At 36.8% G+C, this 17,326-nt stretch carries 16 protein-coding genes and 1 pseudogene; 14 read left to right on the top strand and 3 right to left on the bottom strand.

Annotated features, from left to right (window positions below; translation table 11 throughout):
- Positions 1-245 precede the first annotated feature (245 nt).
- The 4 genes from lpdA to NKG37_RS24345 all read left to right on the top strand — a co-directional run bounded on the left by lpdA (position 246) and on the right by NKG37_RS24345 (position 3,436).
- Positions 246-1,646 carry a dihydrolipoyl dehydrogenase gene (lpdA, locus tag NKG37_RS24360; RefSeq protein WP_224427544.1) on the top strand — a complete coding sequence of 467 codons (1,401 nt, stop codon included), beginning with the start codon at positions 246-248 and terminating at the stop codon, positions 1,644-1,646.
- A gap of 276 nt (positions 1,647-1,922) precedes the next feature.
- Positions 1,923-2,240 carry an iron-sulfur cluster biosynthesis family protein gene (locus NKG37_RS24355; RefSeq protein WP_224427543.1) on the top strand — a complete coding sequence of 106 codons (318 nt, stop codon included), beginning with the start codon at positions 1,923-1,925 and terminating at the stop codon, positions 2,238-2,240.
- A gap of 122 nt (positions 2,241-2,362) precedes the next feature.
- Entirely contained in the window at positions 2,363-2,797 is a 435-nt protein-coding gene (locus tag NKG37_RS24350; protein WP_186440731.1) for a hypothetical protein, read from the top strand.
- Positions 2,798-3,046: 249 nt separating this feature from the next.
- Positions 3,047-3,436 (top strand): VOC family protein, encoded by a 390-nt coding sequence (locus NKG37_RS24345; protein ID WP_254415473.1) that lies wholly within the window; start codon positions 3,047-3,049, stop codon positions 3,434-3,436.
- Positions 3,437-4,218: 782 nt separating this feature from the next.
- Here the strand turns inward: NKG37_RS24345 and NKG37_RS24340 are convergent.
- A complete protein-coding gene (locus NKG37_RS24340) occupies positions 4,219-5,562 on the bottom strand; it encodes an IS1380 family transposase (RefSeq protein WP_118977697.1) in 1,344 nt (447 codons plus the stop codon).
- 302 nt (positions 5,563-5,864) lie between these two features.
- Here NKG37_RS24340 and NKG37_RS24335 point away from each other — a divergent pair, with 302 nt between their 5' ends.
- On the top strand, positions 5,865-6,461 hold the full coding sequence (locus tag NKG37_RS24335; protein WP_224428514.1) for a class I SAM-dependent methyltransferase: 597 nt from the start codon (positions 5,865-5,867) through the stop codon (positions 6,459-6,461).
- A gap of 24 nt (positions 6,462-6,485) precedes the next feature.
- Here the strand turns inward: NKG37_RS24335 and NKG37_RS24330 are convergent, their stop codons facing one another.
- Positions 6,486-6,671 (bottom strand): hypothetical protein, encoded by a 186-nt coding sequence (locus NKG37_RS24330; protein ID WP_095321409.1) that lies wholly within the window; start codon positions 6,669-6,671, stop codon positions 6,486-6,488.
- 582 nt (positions 6,672-7,253) lie between these two features.
- On the opposite strand from NKG37_RS24330, the gene NKG37_RS24325 reads away from it, so the two are divergent.
- From NKG37_RS24325 to NKG37_RS24290, 8 genes and pseudogenes are all read left to right on the top strand, one after another.
- On the top strand, positions 7,254-8,774 hold the full coding sequence (locus NKG37_RS24325) for an NADH dehydrogenase subunit 5 (protein ID WP_047940241.1): 1,521 nt from the start codon (positions 7,254-7,256) through the stop codon (positions 8,772-8,774).
- Between the two features lie 15 nt (positions 8,775-8,789).
- Positions 8,790-11,414, top strand: coding sequence for a DUF2309 domain-containing protein (locus NKG37_RS24320; protein WP_254415472.1), 2,625 nt, complete (start codon positions 8,790-8,792; stop codon positions 11,412-11,414).
- 32 nt (positions 11,415-11,446) lie between these two features.
- A complete protein-coding gene (locus NKG37_RS24315; protein ID WP_224428517.1) occupies positions 11,447-11,824 on the top strand; it encodes a carbonic anhydrase in 378 nt (125 codons plus the stop codon).
- Between the two features lie 156 nt (positions 11,825-11,980).
- A pseudogene (locus NKG37_RS24310) lies at positions 11,981-13,302 on the top strand (ISLre2 family transposase).
- 404 nt (positions 13,303-13,706) lie between these two features.
- On the top strand, positions 13,707-14,141 hold the full coding sequence (locus NKG37_RS24305) for a prepilin-type N-terminal cleavage/methylation domain-containing protein (RefSeq protein ID WP_169188907.1): 435 nt from the start codon (positions 13,707-13,709) through the stop codon (positions 14,139-14,141).
- 3 nt (positions 14,142-14,144) lie between these two features.
- Positions 14,145-14,891: a prepilin peptidase gene (locus tag NKG37_RS24300; RefSeq protein ID WP_169188906.1), complete on the top strand. Its 747-nt coding sequence runs from the start codon at positions 14,145-14,147 to the stop codon at positions 14,889-14,891.
- Between the two features lie 69 nt (positions 14,892-14,960).
- Positions 14,961-15,332, top strand: coding sequence for a type IV pilus biogenesis protein PilM (pilM, locus tag NKG37_RS24295; protein WP_169188905.1), 372 nt, complete (start codon positions 14,961-14,963; stop codon positions 15,330-15,332).
- A gap of 7 nt (positions 15,333-15,339) precedes the next feature.
- The gene (locus tag NKG37_RS24290; protein WP_169188904.1) at positions 15,340-15,549 is read left to right on the top strand and encodes a type IV pilus biogenesis protein PilM; all 210 of its coding nucleotides are present in this window, start codon (positions 15,340-15,342) and stop codon (positions 15,547-15,549) included.
- 139 nt (positions 15,550-15,688) lie between these two features.
- On the opposite strand, the gene NKG37_RS24285 is transcribed toward NKG37_RS24290, so the two are convergent.
- On the bottom strand, positions 15,689-16,768 hold the full coding sequence (locus NKG37_RS24285) for an IS4 family transposase (RefSeq protein WP_254415471.1): 1,080 nt from the start codon (positions 16,766-16,768) through the stop codon (positions 15,689-15,691).
- 109 nt (positions 16,769-16,877) lie between these two features.
- On the opposite strand from NKG37_RS24285, the gene NKG37_RS24280 reads away from it, so the two are divergent.
- Complete coding sequence (locus tag NKG37_RS24280) at positions 16,878-17,324, top strand: type IV pilus biogenesis protein PilM (protein ID WP_205835634.1); 447 nt, start codon at positions 16,878-16,880, stop codon at positions 17,322-17,324.
- The last annotated feature ends 2 nt before the right edge of the window (positions 17,325-17,326 follow it).

The raw sequence follows: 17,326 nt of genomic DNA, 5'->3' as shown, positions 1-17,326 counted from the left end.
GTGTAAAAAGTAGATAGGCGTGCAAATGAAAAATGAATGCAGCTCTATTCCATGTTAGATAGCACCATTTATTGAATGTTTGAGAAATTTAAGAAGCGGGGCAGTACGACTTTTCTCTGTAATCGTGCTGCTATCTTAAAAGTCCAATTCAATATGGTAGCTTTAGGTACGAAACATGAATACTTATCGTTGGGATTAGCTCATCATTTTTCTGTGAGCTCTCCGTAGAAGGAAGGGAATCAAGAATGAAGAAATATGATGTCGTTATCCTAGGTGGGGGTACGGGAGGATATGTAGCAGCAATACGTGCCTCGCAAAAAGGAAAGACAGTTGCAGTAATAGAAAAGGATAAGCTTGGTGGAACTTGTCTTCACCGTGGATGTATTCCAAGTAAAGCATTATTGCGTACAGCAGAAGTATTTTCTACATTTAAAAATGCTGCAAGCTTCGGGGTAGACGTAAGTGGAAATATAGCGGTGAATTTTCCAAAAGCACAAAAAAGAAAAGAAATGATTGTGCGCCAATTAGAAGCTGGGATAAAAGGATTGATGCAAAAAGGAAAAATTGATGTCTATGAAGGGACCGGTTTTTTCCACTCTAATTCTATTTTGAAGATCACTGATCGAGCAGGAAAAGAAACAAGTATTGAAGCAAAAAATACTATTATCGCAACAGGTTCAAAGCCAAGATCCCTGCCAGGCTTACCCTTTGATGAGAAGCAAATTCTTTCATCAGACGGGGCGCTGTCACTAAAAGAATTACCGAAGAGTATCATCATCGTTGGTGGAGGGGTCATTGGCATGGAATGGGCCTCTTTACTAAATGATTTCGGTGTAAAAGTTACCGTTTTAGAATATAGCCCGCGAATTGTCCCGACAGAAGATGAGGACATTTCACAAGAATTACAAAAAATTTATACGAAGAAAAAAGTACAGATTGTAACCAATGCTTTAGTTGATGCAAAAAGCTGTCGATTAACAGAAAAAGGGGTGCAAATCAGTGCCGAAGTAAATGGAAAAACAGATATCTTTTCTGCAGAAAAACTGCTTGTCTCCGTTGGAAGAAGTCCTGTAGTGGAGGGAATTGGTTTAGAAAATACTGCAGTTAAACTGGAAAAAGGCGCAATCGTTGTAGATAAAAATTGTCGTACACATGATCATAAAATATTTGCGATTGGAGATTGTATCCCAACACTTCAATTAGCCCATGTTGCCATGCATGAGGGTATTCTTGCAGTAGATACAATTGTTGGGGAAGAAACATATTTGATTTCATATGAACAAATACCTCGATGTATTTATACCGCACCTGAAATTGCAAGTGTAGGGATATCCGAAGCAGCAGCTAAAGCAAGAGGATATGAAGTCAAAGTTGGATATTTTCCGTTCCAAGCAATTGGAAAAGCACTTGTTCATGGAGAAAAAGAAGGGTTCACAAAGATAATTGCCGATAAGAATACAGATGATATTCTTGGGATAACGATTATTGGTCCACATGCTACTGATTTAATTGGCGAGGCTGCATTAGGTCAAATGCTCGAAGCAACGCCTTGGGAAATTGCCCATACCGTTCATGCCCATCCAACTTTATCAGAAGTATTAGGAGAAGCTGCTTTGGCAGTAGATGGCCTATCTCTTCATATGTAATGACAATTGGCTGACCTGTACGATTGGTGTAGATAATGATAATTTGCAAGTATCTATTTAACCTGTGCAGAATAGTGTCTGCCCAGGTATCATTTACGGATTGTAAAAAGGATAAAGAAGTATTTTTAATACGATTGTTCTCCTTTCATTTCTAGCTGCGGAAAGCAGAATTTTTGCAAGAAACCTTGTCATCCGTTAAGCTGAAAGTAAGTTTATTTCCATTCTTATATAGGAATAGTATATATAGGAAAGTAACAAAAGGCAGGAGATGGCAAGATGAAGGTCACAATCACCGATGCAGCTGTTGAGAAATTCCGCAGCTATGAAGTTCCTGAGGGTGCAGTTTATCGATTAAGTACCATTTTTAGTGGCGGCTGCAGCTATGTTTATAATTTTGACTTAGCAGTTGATTTTCCACACGAAGAGGATAAGCCATTTGAGGATAATGGTTTAACGATTTATTTAGATTCATTAACGATTAAGCATATTAATGAAGACTTAAAGTTTGACTATGTACAGGGGAAAGGCTTTCGTTTAATTGGACCAAGTGAAATTTATTCTTTCCATTGGGAAGTAAAGCAAAAAGCGAAATAAGGCTGAACAAAAGTATCAGATACTCATAATGAGGTCTGATCTTTTTTGTTTAGTGGCAAAATAAATGGATGAAACTATACCTCTTTATTTTCGTATAAGGATATAAAGTGAGGGATTAGTGAATGTTTATGTATTTCTTGATGCTATCGTTAGGAATCATCTTTCTATTGATTTCAGTTATTTATATCGTACAAATGTACAAGGATAGAAATTATTCTTTAATAATAATGGGGAAGACGTTAGTGGTTTTATCAGTTAGTATCTTTCTTTTATTGATAACTTTTCCAAGTTTAAAATACATATTGTTAAAAGAATATGTTGAAGTAATTGGGGAATGTACTATTGAAATAGATGGCACACGCCGTTATGCCGAAGCTAGATTCGAAATGCAAGATACAGGCGAAGTGTATAGCTTTGACAATATTCCAGACCTTGATGCATATGGCAAGAATGTGCCGTATTACTGTACTTTGACTGTAACGAAAGACAAGAAGTGGGAGATTGGCTATAAAATATATAATGTGAATACAAAGAAGCTGATAATATCTGATGAATAACAACGTGATGTTTACAGTGGATTTTTAAAATGGGTTTAATGAATAGGAGCATAGAATTATGTAGTTAAATAATTTAGTAATTTCTATTCTAACTTTTATTCTTTCCGGTATATACTTATTTAGAGGAATCGTGTCGCAGTCCTTTTTTAGTTGATATATAATTATGAATGAAATCAATTATCGAACAAAGCATTTGATAAGAATGAACCATCATTTCGTTTTATAAATAACAAAAAGGAAGTGAACTGCTTGATTAAATACAAATCCCTTCATCATGTAAGTCTTACCGTAACCGATTTAGAAAAAGCCAAACATTTTTATGGGGAAATATTGTGTCTAGAAGAACTTCCCCGTCCAAATTTTGATTTTCCTGGTGCATGGTACAAAATACAGAATCAGCAACTTCATTTAATTGTTTATCCAACATCGCAGACGATTTGTAAAGATAAATCGCTAAACAGTCGGGAAGGGCATTTTGCTCTCCGAGTTGAAAATTATTATGATACCCGTAGTTGGTTAAAGAAACATAATGTGGAATTCTTAGAAAAACCTTATGGAATAAGCGGATTTGCCCAAATATTCTGTGCTGATCCAGATGGTAATTTAATTGAGCTGAATGTGGATCAGAAAGATTTATAAGACAAAAAGCTGCATTGAAAATAGAAAATGGGAAACATGTGGCTGGGACAAAACAAAATATATAATGAATAAAGACGAACAATCTCGAACTTATTTTCAACAATGCCTAATGAAATAACTGTGTCTAACTTTTAGGGATCACTGCAAAGCCTGTGGGGTCTCTGCTTCCTGCAGGAGTCGAGTGTCCCCCCCCCCCGTTCCATTTCACTCCGTTTTTAAAGATTATTTAGTTTTTTCATCAAACTAGAATTGCTAGGAAAAACTAGAGCAGACTGAATACACGTAGACTCCTATGGGAGCTGCGAGAAAGTCCAAGACCCCGCATGAACGTAGTGACGAGGAGGCTTGGCGCTCGCCCCATGGAAAGCGAAGTGTATTCAGGCTGCGGTGATTACCACAAACCTTCTTTCTTAAATTTAATTAACCCCCGAACAATTATATGAATATTTTTTGTTTGTACGTATAATTGTTCGGGGGTATCTTTGATTGAAATACTTATGTCCCACTCTTTATTAGTAAGCAATCATCATTATAATAGATGTTAAAACAAATAAACATGTTAAACCAACAAATAAATAAGTTACTACACTTACAAATTTTGGGAAATTCTCAATATCCTGAATCCGTGATAAAAAATAATTCTTCCGATAATTTTAGGAATTCCTTATTTTCTTGCCATTCGTACTAATTTAAGTTGGATTGATTGTTTTTTGTGTACACTAAATAAAACCTGCTTACCTATAATTTTTTTCAGGTCTTATTACCTATTCAGTTTCCTAGGCTTATGTTGTAAATGAAAGATACAGTCGTTTAAAAGTAGGAAACCAAGGACTATGATTTCCAAACTTTAAGTAAATTCTTCGGGAATGCTTTACCAATTTTGCAGCTAATGTAATCAAATTCTGGATAACCGTTTTTACTCGGCGACGGAAGACCTTTCTTTTAAGCGGCGCATCCCCTGATTTCAGGCTTTCTTGGCCAATAATCCGAAGGAGATTGTAGGTTAAACATCCAAGATGTAAGATTAATTCATTGGTGGCAAATTTCCCAGAAGGGAAACGTTCTAGGTCTAAATCCGTTTTTAATTCACTGTGGAATTGTTCACAAGTGGCATGTTCGTGATAAAGGCTAATTATTTCCTCTGTTTCATTAGGTAGGGTAGTCCAATAGCTCTCAAACTCAACATCTGGGATTAAGAGGATTTGGCCGTTTTTATCAATCGTTCTTTCTGTTACTTTATAGACTTGGCGAATGGCTTTTTTCATTCCCTTTGGAGTTGTTTCTAAAGCACCATAGAATACACGTTTTCCTTCTCGCTCCTGAACGCATTTACCGAATTGTTCAGCTACCATGAGCCAGTTTTCAGGCTTTTCACGGCGAGGATTTCGTTTAATTATGAAATCGGCCTTTTCATTCACACAAACTTTTAGGTTTTCGACACTATCGTTTCCTGCATCCATACGGACCAATAACGATAGATCAGTAATCATCCGAGAATATATAATACTTTTCTCGAGAAATTTCTCAGTATCCTTTTGAACGTGTGTGCTTCCCTCCCGAAGTTCCACATTTACAACGTAGCCTTCTTGACCCAAATAGGAGAAGTTAGGGGAATACCCGTCACATCCTTTGTATGTGCGACTAACCCCTTCTTTCTTAGTATTTGAGTTATCAAATGGCGATACATCAATATCCAGAGGTACGTATGATTTTTTGTCACTAGTAATTGTTGGAGTGACAGGAGAATCAAATTGCCGTATTAGTTTAGCCGATTCTTCCAGAACAATGGATTTCCATCCAGTCACCTTGGCAATTTGATCGAGTCGTTGCCGTAGTGTGGGACTTGATGGAACCACTTGAATATCCAATGCACGATAAAAGAAGGGATCATCTCGAAATTCTTCGATATGGTCGAAATCATTCTTACCTTGGCACAATAGACCCACATAAGAAGTGGTAACATCCCCATTAAGAATGGCCGGAGACGACTTGATTTCTGGGACCTTTAAGGATGAAAAACGTTTGTAAAATTTTGTTTTTGATAAAAGCAAACCTATTAAACCTAGACCCGAATGGGTCGTTAATGTATCATCGGAATCTTCTAAAATAAACTTAACCAATTTCAACACCTGCCTGGTGAAATAAAATTATCAACATAAATCAGCTGATAACATTATTATATCAGGCTTTGTGGGCACATTTATTATTAATTACGTCACGGACTCAGGAATATTATTAGATTGTAATTCCTCAATATTCGCCTGCTGCTTATGGTAAATGTGCCAATTTTTAAGGATAAAATTTCATCGTCAATCTCTTTAACGAGTAGAAGTAAAGAAGATTGAGCATTCTTATCGTACAAGTTAAATTAAATAATAGACATTAGATAGTTGATATAATAGCTAATCTCAAATTAGGAGAGTGGAAAATGGAAGCGAATGTTTTTGAACAGCTGGCCAAAAGATATGATACAGAAGATCGAAGAAACCTAGCTAATGTGATTGTGAAGGAAGTAAGAAGAGAATTAGCAAACAGTACACCTCAATCTTTAATGGACTATGGGAGCGGCACTGGTCTCGTTAGTCTAGAGTTAACGGATTTGGTAGCTTCGATTTTGTTAGTGGATTCATCCGAACAGATGCTGGAGGCTGCCCAAGCAAAAATAGCTAATAGAGGAATTACGAATGCAGATATACTATATTCTGATTTTACGCAAGACACCCCGAATTTAAAGGCAGATGTTATTTTAATGTCTTTAGTTCTTCTTCATATCCCAAATACAAAGAAGATATTACAAGCGTTATTCCAAATATTAAATCAGGATGGCAAATTAATTATCATCGACTTTGATAAAAATGATAAAATAAACCATCCTAAAGTACATAACGGTTTTACAGAAGAAGAATTAAATGAAATATTGTCGGAAGTTGGTTTTCATTCAATGAAAAGGAAAACATTTTATCAAGGTAATCATATTTTTATGAATCAAGATGCTTCTTTGTTTATTTCCAGCAGTATAAAGTGAATTTCAAAATAATGTAGGCATAGGCTAAATGGTTTCTCTCTTTTCCTGCACTGCTTCATGATATTCATCAGGCAGGTCGCTAAGATAGAGAACGTTGCTTAAAAGTTTAATATCACTATGTATTTGCTTTTTAAGTTGGGCATTTTCACATTTATAATAATCATCCATTAAACGTTTGATTTCGTGACAAATAAGTTCGATTCGGAGCATGATACCGATCCTTTCGGGAAATTATAGACTATACTAATTATGTATCAAATTACTAATGAATGAAAGTGTTAAGTATTATTTAGCTGGTAGAAGATAATAAATGGCCATTTGAATGAGAATTCTTTTTTAACATGATTGGAAAAATTTTTTCCCATCTGCTATAAACTAATTTGATTTTTCTTTGGAGATTAGGCTTTCTTATTGACAAATATAAAAATTTAGCATATCTTATAGTTAGTTTGATACTTAGTTATAAGTTAATTTTCGCTTAAAAATTAAGACTTTAGCATTCTTTTAATAATGATATTGACTGAATGAAAAAGTAACTTAATAAAATAAGCAAAAGTGATTTGATAAATAAGTAACCTAAATTATTGTACGAGTGTCTTTTATAAATTAAATGAAAATATAAAACCATATAGAGGTAGCTCTTCAAACAATTCGATGTAATTAGTTGAAGGGAAGCCGACAATTTTTTACTTTCTCATGATTGCAGATCATGGTGAATTTAAAAGATTGTCGGCTTTTTTATTGGCAAAATTAAAGGTTTTTTGAAGTAAGTTAGTTAAAGGAGTTTTTAAAATGTTTCTTTTGCACAGTATGCCATCATTACTGTTAGTGTTTTTTATGATGATTATTGTTTCGATGCTGAGTGGACTATTATTTTTGCATCCAAAAGTGCCATTAAGCTATGTAAGGGTTCATATCTGGATAGTGTCTTTTCCGCCTTTGATCGCATTAATCGCACTTATGAATCCGAATGGAATAGAAAATGCAGGTCCTTTTCATATGGATTCCTTGGCTTGGCTGATGACTTTTTTTGTCCTTGCCATCGGTTTAATTGTTCAACGTTTTTCAATCCGCTATTTAATGGGAGATCGATCTTATCGCAAATATTTTACCCTTTTCACTTTTACCACAACTGCCGCTTCCATTGCTTGGCTAAGTGGAGATCTTCGACTGCTGGTTCTATTCTGGGGAGCAACGCTTGCAGGATTAACCTTGCTTATAAGATTAAATAATGGCTGGAAAGTGGCTGCTGAGGCTTCTAAAGTATCTGGTTATCATTTTTTAATCGGTTGGGTGTCCTTGTTATTGGCAGCAATCTGGCTGTCTCACAGTACTGGTTCTTGGCAATTATCAACCGCTCTATCGATTGAAAATTCAGTTGGAATTTCAGCATGGGAAAGAACTGGAATTAATTTATTGATTGTCCTAGCGGTTATCATTCCAGCAGCTCAATGGCCATTCCAAAGATGGTTAGTAGAGTCTGTTGTGGCACCAACACCTGTTTCAGCGATAATGCATGCAGGAATTGTCAATGCAGGCGGAATCATGCTTACTCGTTTTTCCCCATTATTTAATGGTGATTTAGCTCCAACTCTTCTATTACTTTTATTTGCCGGGATATCTGTCTTGGTTGGTACTGGAATTAGTTTAGTACAAGTTGACTATAAACGTCAGTTAGTTGGTTCGACGATTGGGCAAATGGGCTTCATGCTCATTCAGTGTGCCTTAGGCGCATATGTTGCTGCCATTATCCATCTTATTTTACATGGTTTATTCAAAGCGACACTATTTTTACAGTCGGGTTCAGCAGTGCGACGTAAGGAAGAGTCTAATTACAGAAAAAAACAGCCTGCTTTTTTATGGACGATAGCAGGGTGGATTTTAAGCATTACTGTGGGGCTAGTTTTTTGGCTCCAAGCACCAAGAGAAGGCTATCAAATAATTAGTTCGTTAATTTTAGTTTGGTCTGTTTCTATTTCTTGGCGTCAGCTTGTTGCTTTTGGAGAAGGGAGCATCGGCCGGATTGTTGGTTTAATTTTTGTAGGGGGAACCGCTGCTATTTATTCTTTTATCCATCATTTTTTCTATGACATATTACAGACTGCTGTTTTCAAAGGTTCTCAGCCGCCATTAGCTGTTGTCATTATCGTTGGTTGTCTTTTATTAGTTGGCACTGCGATAGGGGCGATTGCTTCTAGAAATCGTTCGTCCATCTTTTTTACTGTCCTATATCTTTGGTTAGTGAGATTAGGAGAAGCAAAGCCAAAAGCAGTAGAAAGTCATCCGAGCTATCTAAAACAACAATTACCATAAAGGAGGTAATGAGCGATGAGTATTCCATCTGTATTAACAAAAGCTAGTTCAAGCAAAAAAAATATGCCAGATGATTTTGTAGAAGGTGATATTAAGAGTTATGTTGAAGCTGCCAGCAAAGTAATTGCACCGCTGTGGCCAATTTCTACGTTTGCAGCCTGTCATCCGTGGATGGGTCTTGAAAAACAAACTTTTGATCAAGTGGCAGATTGGTTAAAACAGACTCGTGATGTTGATATTTATCCTAGTGCCTCTATGATCCTTTCAGCGAAAAAAAAGGGAGAAATTAAGGAAGCATTTGTTAAGCAGAAGCTAAAGCAATGGCTTGCATCCAATTCCTTTAATATCCCACAAGATGTGGCAGAGCGTTTTTGCCATGCGGCATTAAATTTGGAACCCATTCCATCCAGCCTGCTCTCATCTCATGAATTAAAGAAAAAAGCAGAAGAATATAGGGAGCAACATTCAGATTCATTCCATTATTCTTCTGTGCAGCCAATCAGTTCTCATCTAGAAAGTAAAGATAAGGAAAGTTTAATCAATATACTCGATTACCATGTTATTAAGTGGTGTAAATTATATCTTGATGAGTCGCAGGCTGCCTGGACAATGCCACATCGAGAGGAAGGTTTTTATCGTTCTTGGCGCCGGCTGATTAGTTATGATCCTGCCCTTACAAAAAAACAACGTGAAAGTTTAAAAAAGTGGCCAAAAGAGGCAGAAATAGCCTTGAATAAAGGATTAAATGCTCTTTCTATTCCTGAACTAGAAAAACAGAAGTATCTTGAAGCACATTTACTATCTTTGCCTGGATGGGCAGGAATGATGCTCTGGCGTTCTAAACAATCGAGTGAGGAAAATAGCCTGCTAACCGAATATTTAGCAGTAAGAATTTCCTTAGAATGGGTGCTTATCAATCCACAGCTTCCTTTTATTCCGAAAAGCTACGAAAATAATCAGTCCATAGATGGTCTTTTAGCAGCGTTGATTCATTGGGGCAGTCTTTCATTAGAGGAATGGTCTCAGTTGTCTAGTGCACAACAACAAGAATACTTGTTATTTGCAGCAAAATTTGATGAGAAGCTTTGCAGAAAACTCTGGCTGGAAGCTTGGGAGCAAACACATGCTGAACAATTAAGTCAAAAAATTAGTGCGAAACAATGTAGTACAAACGATAAGGCAACAACATTAGCACAATTTGTATTCTGTATAGATGTTCGCTCCGAGCCATTTCGTCGTCAGCTTGAAAAAGAGGGACCATTTGAAACAATAGGAATGGCTGGTTTCTTTGGAGTACCGATAGCCACGAATAAATTAGGAAGCGAACACAGTCACTCATCCTTGCCAATTATGCAAAAGCCATTGCATAAAATCATGGAGAGTACAGATGAGAATGAACTTAAAGCCTTTCAACACCGTCAGCAGACCGTTCATTCCTTTAGCGATACTTTCAAATCGATGAAACAGAATTTACTTGCAAACTTACTATTACCAGAATTAAGTGGTCCTTGGCTAAGTCTCCAAATGGCCGCACGCAGTTTTGTCCCAAAAAGTGCCGATCGCTTCATTCATAATCTACGCAAAAATTGGGTACGTAAACCAAATACAAAACTGGTTCTTAATCATGTTCATCAAACAGAGAACGGGATTCCAATTGGGTTTACCGAGGAAGAGAAAGTTAATTATGCCCGACAAGCATTAAAAATGATGGGGATAACAGAGAATTTCAGCCCATTAGTTGTTATATGTGGACATGGAAGCCATAGTACAAATAACCCTTATGCATCTTCTCTTGATTGTGGTGCCTGTGGCGGGGCTTCAGGTGGATTCAACGCGAGAGTCTTAGCAACTTTGTGTAACCTGCCTGAAGTAAGAAAAGCATTGTCCTTAGAAGGAATAGACATTCCTAAAGAAACGGTTTTCGCAGCTGCTGAGCATAATACAACCGTTAATGAATTAGACTGGATTTACATTCCAGAACTTTCTAAATCAGCACAAGAAGCTTTTCATCGGATTAAAGCCATTTTGCCAAGAGTAAGCAAACAGGCAAATACAGAGCGTTTAGCTAAAATACCGCATTTCTCATCCCAACGCAAAAATCCTCAGTCTGAGGCCCATCAACTAGCAGAGGATTGGAGTGTGATTCGTCCTGAATGGGGCTTAGCTGGTAATGCAGCTTTTATAATTGGTCAACGTGATTTAACAAATGGCTGTGACTTGGAAGGCAGAGTCTTTCTTCATAATTATAAATGGCAGAAGGATGAAAGCGGAGAAATCTTAGATAATATTATTTCAGGCCCAGGAACGGTCACACAATGGATAAATCTAGAATATTACGCATCAACGGTAGCTCCATATTATTATGGAAGTGGCAATAAGGCAACACAAACCGTAACAGCAGGTCTTGGTGTTATGCAGGGGAATGCGAGTGACTTGTTAACGGGCTTACCGTGGCAGTCTGTTATGCAATCAGATCAAGCTGCATATCATTCACCGCTTCGCTTACTGATTATAATTCAGGCACCCAAAAATTATGTTGAGCGATTATTGCAAAATAATGCTGCATTTCAAGAAAAAGTTCAAAATGGCTGGGTCCGTTTAGCAAGTATTAGCCCAGAAGGCCATTGGGAGAATTGGTAGAGAACGGTTTCCATAACAAAGGAGGGTACGAGATGATTTTAGATAAAACAAAAAAAGTGTTATTTTTGATGGATGTTGGAGATGGATTGGAATCTATTATAAAAGAGGAAACCAATATACAGCCAGAAAACATGCTGACTATAAAATGTTTTGGTCCTGTTATCTCTAATCCTTTTGGAGATATAATGAGGTCAATTATTATTGCTGTCTTTCAGGAAAATGTAGAAGAAATTTTTGTTGTCGGAACAAGCAATGAGGTCAATCGTTTTATTTCTCTAGAAGGACAATTTAAGTCAAGAATCCAGACATTGGATTATCTTCTTCAAAATAGCATGCCTGAATTTACTGGTGAAACGATTAATGAATGGCTAAATGGAAAACGTATGAGTAAAATGTTTGTGGGAGAATAAATATCCTTTTTGTCTAGTTGGGGGACTCGTCCCCCAACTAGACAAAAAGGCCACCAAGCGAAAGCGCGGTAGCTGGAAAAAATTAAGTATTAAAAAAGAGAGCTTCCTTTTGTAAAGTAGAGTTTGACTAGAAAACTACGAAAAGGAGAGGCTCTCATGAATCAATGTAACATAAAAATGCCATCATTAAAAGAATTGGAAAAAACTTTATTTCGAACACTACAAATGACGTTTCAAGAAATCCTTATTCAAACGTTAGAAAATTGGGATCAAGAGATTGCCAAGCAACGAGACAAAAGAAGATTTGCTTTACGTGATAAACGAGAAATACGAGTAGATACAGCGTTTGGAGCTGTGGAGCTGAAGCGTAATTATTATTTTGATCGTGTGACTAAAAAATATATTTGTCTATTAGATCACTATTTACAGTTTCAGGGGAATAAGGGATTTAGTCCGCTACTAGAAGAATGGGGGTTAGAACTAGCGACGAATGGCTCCTCCTATCGAAAGGCGGTGGAAACGTTCGAACAATTTTTAGGCTATTCGGCGATGAGCCACGAAGCATTACGGCAACATCTTCTTCAAACAAGCGTACTTCCCGCTAAGGAAAAACGTCCTTTTCAAAAGGTATTGTTTGTAGAAGTAGATGGATTATATGTGAAGAGTCAAGAAAAGAAAAAGCGTGGATGGGAGTTGAAATTCGCCGCTGGACACGAGGGATGGAAAGAAAACGGAAAGCGAATCAGGCTCCGAAATAAAAGGCATTTTCTTTATGAAGGAAAAGAACCCTTTTGGGAAGCCTTTGAAACGTTCTTACAGAATCATTATGCGTATGATCCTACCCAAACCTTGCTTATTATTAATGGTGATGGAGCAGGCTGGATAACGGCATGTCGGGAGTATTTTCGGGAACGCGCCGTTTTCATGTCGCTCGTTCGATGAAGCAACTAATGAAGAGCCATCCTCGATACCGCTACATGAAAAGAGCGTTAAGAAACTACCAGGTAGAAACATTACTTCTAGAGTTGAATAGCGCAGTAGGAACAATGGATACACCAGAAAAAGAAGAAAAACTAGAGCATTTCCTTGCCTTTTTAACGCATCATCAGGAAACCATAAAAGATTACCGTAGTTGGTTACAGGAAAAAGGAGTGGACACGACAGCGTATCGTCCAATGGGAAGTGCAGAGGCGATGATGAATCAATTAGCCAAACGATTAAAGAATGGAAGAGCATGGAGCAAAAAAGGGGTCATGAGCATGGCGCGCTTGTGGATTGGATTGAAGGATGACCTATCCATCCAAACGATATATGGGAAATGGGAAAAAGCCACGGAAAAATCAGAGAAAGAGCATCGAGCGAAAAGAAAAATACCCACAAAATTAGTAACAGAAACCGTGCGTCAGAACATGCCATACTTAAATCAAGCGATTGGAAAACCCGTTCACTTTGCCTTACAGGGATTAAAAGGTTTTTAAAAAAGAAAAAAACGAAATTTTGATGAAAGAAAACATTTAGAAAACGGATACAAAATTAGAAGTATTACTTTATAAAAGGGGAGCTATAAAACACTCCCACAAAAACTTGACTCAATCTTATAGGTGAAAACCATTGTCCAAATGAAGTTTTTCGTGTAATCTTGTCCATGTGATGGTCCTTTTTTAGTGGATTTGGACGGGTTACCACCTGACTAATCCATTATAAAGGACTTTTTCTTTGCATAAAATGATAAAATTGAACATTTAGAGTATTCCTAATAGTGAAATTAAATTAATGCAACACTAGTGGGATTTATTGAAAAAAAGATATAATTAGAACGATCTATCTAGTATAATAGTAATAGATTTAAAACAAAAAATGACAATTAAAAGGAGATAAATACATGCGTCAATTAATTAAACAACGTATAAAAAATGAAAAAGGTTTAACACTTATCGAGTTACTAGCAGTTATTGTAATTTTGGGAATTATTGCAGCGATTGCGATTCCTAGTATTTCAGGGATAATTCAAAATTCAAAAGAAGATGCTGTTAGAGCTGATGCCATAACAATTTTAAACGCAGCTAAAAACTATGCTGCTGCGAATGATGTTTCTAATATTGAGGGTGGTAAAATTACTCAAGCTCAAATTGATAATTCTTATGTAAATAATTTATCCATTAAGAACTTCAGTGTCGATGTTTCTGATAATGAATTTAAATTAACTACTGATCCTGTTGAGGCAGGGAAAAAAACTATTGAATTTAAAGGGGCTACCATAAAAAATATTAATGCCCAAGGATACTTCTACAGTTGTAGTAAAGTAGGTTATATTTAACATATGATCTACCTACTAATCTTCCTATACGGCATAACCCTTGGTTCGTTTTACAACGTAGTTGGCTTAAGGGTTCCTATAAATGAATCGATTGTTAGGCCAAGATCTCATTGTTCAAGCTGTGGACGAACGTTATCGGCGATGGAGCTTGTACCAGTTTTAAGTTATGTATTATTAAGGGGGAAATCAAAATGCTGTAAAGCATCGATTTCCCCCTTCTATCCTATATTTGAGCTTTTAACGGGTGTTCTCTTTGTCATAAGTCCATTACTGCTTGGCTGGAGTTCCGAGCTGTTTGTATCATGGACACTGATTTCCTTGTTTATCATTATTACGGTAGCTGATTTAAAATATATGATTATCCCTGATAAAGTATTGCTGGTTTTTTCGGTTATTTTTATAATCGAACGATTTTTCATCCCGTTGCATCCTTGGTGGAATTCTTTACTTGGTGCAGTGGTTGGATTTACGCTTCTCCTCATTATTGCCATCGTTTCAAAAGGGGGAATGGGCGGAGGAGACATCAAGCTTTTTGCGGTAATTGGCTTTGTTTTAGGAATTAAGTTACTTTTTGTTGCCTTTTTTCTTTCTACTTTCTTAGGAACAATCGGAGGTCTTATCGGAATGGCTCTTGGTAAATCGAACAAGAAACAACCTATTCCCTTTGGTCCTTATATTTCTCTAGGAACACTCATCGCTTACTATTTTGGTAATTCAATTATCCAATGGTACTTAAACATTGTCCTTTAAAACAGCTAAAAGGTCTTTTGGAAGGGGATTTTATCTTCCTCCATCTAGTAACAATAAGGAGTTTTCAATATGGCACTAAATTTTAATTTTGGCAAAAAGAGAGTGGTTAACTTAACGATAAAGGATCATGTTATTCGATATGTGGAAATGAAGAATTCCCAAGATGCTTCTGTGCAAAGTTTTGGAGAGCGTTTTTTGCCGCCTGGATTGATTCAAGATGGAACTATTCAGGATGTCGAAAATTTTCTGTGGATTCTAGAAGAATGTATGGATGAATGGAAACTATCGAAGAAACAAGTTCGCTTCTTAGTTCCAGATTCTTCGATTGTCATTCGAAAGCTTCCTATTCCAGAAGATGTGAGTGAAGATGAAATTAAAGGTTATTTGTATATGGAACTTGGAACATCGATCCATTTGCCATTCGAGGATACCTGTTTTTGATTATTACTTGTTGAAAGAAAAAGAAAAAAATAAACAGCAAATTATTTTATTTGCTGCACCTGAAGAAAGTGTTGCACAATATGCAGATCTATTAGAAGAGGCAAAATTATCTCCGCAATCTGCCGATATTTCCGCTTTAGCACTCTATCGTTACTTCTTTCATTCTAATAAAGTGGAAGCTGATGAAAATATCATGTTAGTTGAAATCGATCACTAGTGTTGCATAAATTTTGACTGAATTTTCTGCTTTCTTGTTTTTACTCATGAGAAGAAAAACAAAGACATTTGAATAGAGGTAGTTAACATCCATTTTTTTACTATAACCTTTGACGAGTGCAACAGACCTGTGAAATTCTTTAGGGCACGGTTTTCCCTACGATTTTTCGTAGCCATAAATGAGCGGATTTCCATGGTGCCGCTTTGAGTAAGCGACTAATTTGTAAGTACGTCCTTGAACTGTTCGTGTTCAGCTGTGCCAGTACGCCTTGTTCGCTCTGCGCGTAGAACTTTTTGATGTTCAGGTGCTGCTTCAACCATTTGAAAAATAACTCGATTGCCCAGCGCGATTTGTACAATTCAGCGATATCATCGGCGCTTAAATCAAATCGATTCGTAATTAGATGCAGTTCGTTACCTTTTGAATCGAGCACTTTGATGAGGCGAAAGATATTTTCTGCACGATTTTGTGTGGTGCCGATCAGAATCATTTCATCCGACAATACAGTTGAATCGATTGGCAGTTTAAATGGCTCTACGACACGAATGACCGCATTTTTTCGCAAGCGTGAGACGAAGAAATAGCCATCATCGGTCATGCGGTCAAATCGCTCATAATCTAAGTAACCACGATCAAAAACGTACATGCATTCTTTGTCGTCAACGAGTACCTCTAGCTGGCCACGATCGTGTTCTTTCGCATTTGTCAGCACCGCATTATCAGGATAGGAACAGCCTTTTTCTGCGTAAACAAGGCGCAAATGAAGCTTGATACCTGATTTTGTTTTGCGAAACTCCGCCCATTTGTGATTATTCAAATTGAGTGGCAACGTACTCGAATCAATGATTTTCAGCGGTGTTGTCGTTTTCCGGCGCTGCTCATATTGAGATTTCGCATGAATCTGAGCGACTAAATCCAGAAAAACGTGCTGGAACACGTCTGTTGGAATTTGATTTAATCGGCGGCCTAATTGCGAAAAGCTAATCGATTCTAAATCCGTTGCTTTTTGAAGGTCGTCTGAAAACAATGTCTCACTGACAGCACGTAAACTTTCGATTTCGTTGAGTTGTGCAAATACGAGTAATTTCAAGAATGAAGTGATGTGTAGCTTCTTTGTATAGTAATTTAAATGATGGGTTTCCACTAATTCTTCTAATTTCGTTGAAGAAATCGGTGTAAACCATTGTTCAAATGATGTTTTTCGTGTAAACTTATCCATGCTTATGGTCCTTTGTATTGGATTTGGATGGTTTACTACCGCTCAACCAGTATAAAGGATTTTTTTATGCTTGGGTTATATTACAGAAAATTCAGATTTTTAGAAGGCGTTGAATTATTTTAATGCGACGCTAGTGGAAATCGATATTAAAACAGTAAATGCCAGCATTTTTGAAGAACATTATCCTTTATTGATGAGACATTTATTACTAGAAATCGATGAACAACAGTGGACCATTACGACAGATGAGCTTTTGCAAGAAGAAAAGCTGACATTTACAGGTGATAAGGCTGAGATGTGGATTGGTCTTGAGGATGTTTATAAAGAATTGGAAAAAGTGATGAGCTTTTATCGCTATACTTTAAATAAAGGCGACAAACAAGTGACAAAATTAGTAATAGCAGGAGACCATCCATGGCTTTCTACGATTGTAGAAAGTATAGAGAACCGTTTTGATATTCCTGTTCTTGCATTAAAAGTGAACCAAACAGTTTCTAACAAGCCTATACCATCAAGTTTTCTTTTAAACATTGGTTTAGGATTAAAAGAGGTGTAAAA

The organism is Niallia sp. RD1, assembly GCF_024219955.1.
GTDB lineage: Bacteria > Bacillota > Bacilli > Bacillales > Cytobacillaceae > Niallia > Niallia alba.
This window is presented reverse-complemented; position numbering and strand designations above follow the sequence as displayed.

Coding starts and splice junctions, on each gene's coding strand:
- lpdA (WP_224427544.1), top strand. CDS start 246: ATGAAGAAATATGATGTCGTTATCCTAGGTGGGGGTACGGGAGGATAT.
- NKG37_RS24355 (WP_224427543.1), top strand. CDS start 1,923: ATGAAGGTCACAATCACCGATGCAGCTGTTGAGAAATTCCGCAGCTAT.
- NKG37_RS24350 (WP_186440731.1), top strand. CDS start 2,363: ATGTTTATGTATTTCTTGATGCTATCGTTAGGAATCATCTTTCTATTG.
- NKG37_RS24335 (WP_224428514.1), top strand. CDS start 5,865: ATGGAAGCGAATGTTTTTGAACAGCTGGCCAAAAGATATGATACAGAA.
- NKG37_RS24330 (WP_095321409.1), bottom strand. CDS start 6,671: ATGCTCCGAATCGAACTTATTTGTCACGAAATCAAACGTTTAATGGAT.
- NKG37_RS24325 (WP_047940241.1), top strand. CDS start 7,254: ATGTTTCTTTTGCACAGTATGCCATCATTACTGTTAGTGTTTTTTATG.
- NKG37_RS24320 (WP_254415472.1), top strand. CDS start 8,790: ATGAGTATTCCATCTGTATTAACAAAAGCTAGTTCAAGCAAAAAAAAT.
- NKG37_RS24315 (WP_224428517.1), top strand. CDS start 11,447: ATGATTTTAGATAAAACAAAAAAAGTGTTATTTTTGATGGATGTTGGA.
- NKG37_RS24305 (WP_169188907.1), top strand. CDS start 13,707: ATGCGTCAATTAATTAAACAACGTATAAAAAATGAAAAAGGTTTAACA.
- NKG37_RS24300 (WP_169188906.1), top strand. CDS start 14,145: ATGATCTACCTACTAATCTTCCTATACGGCATAACCCTTGGTTCGTTT.
- pilM (WP_169188905.1), top strand. CDS start 14,961: ATGGCACTAAATTTTAATTTTGGCAAAAAGAGAGTGGTTAACTTAACG.
- NKG37_RS24285 (WP_254415471.1), bottom strand. CDS start 16,768: ATGGATAAGTTTACACGAAAAACATCATTTGAACAATGGTTTACACCG.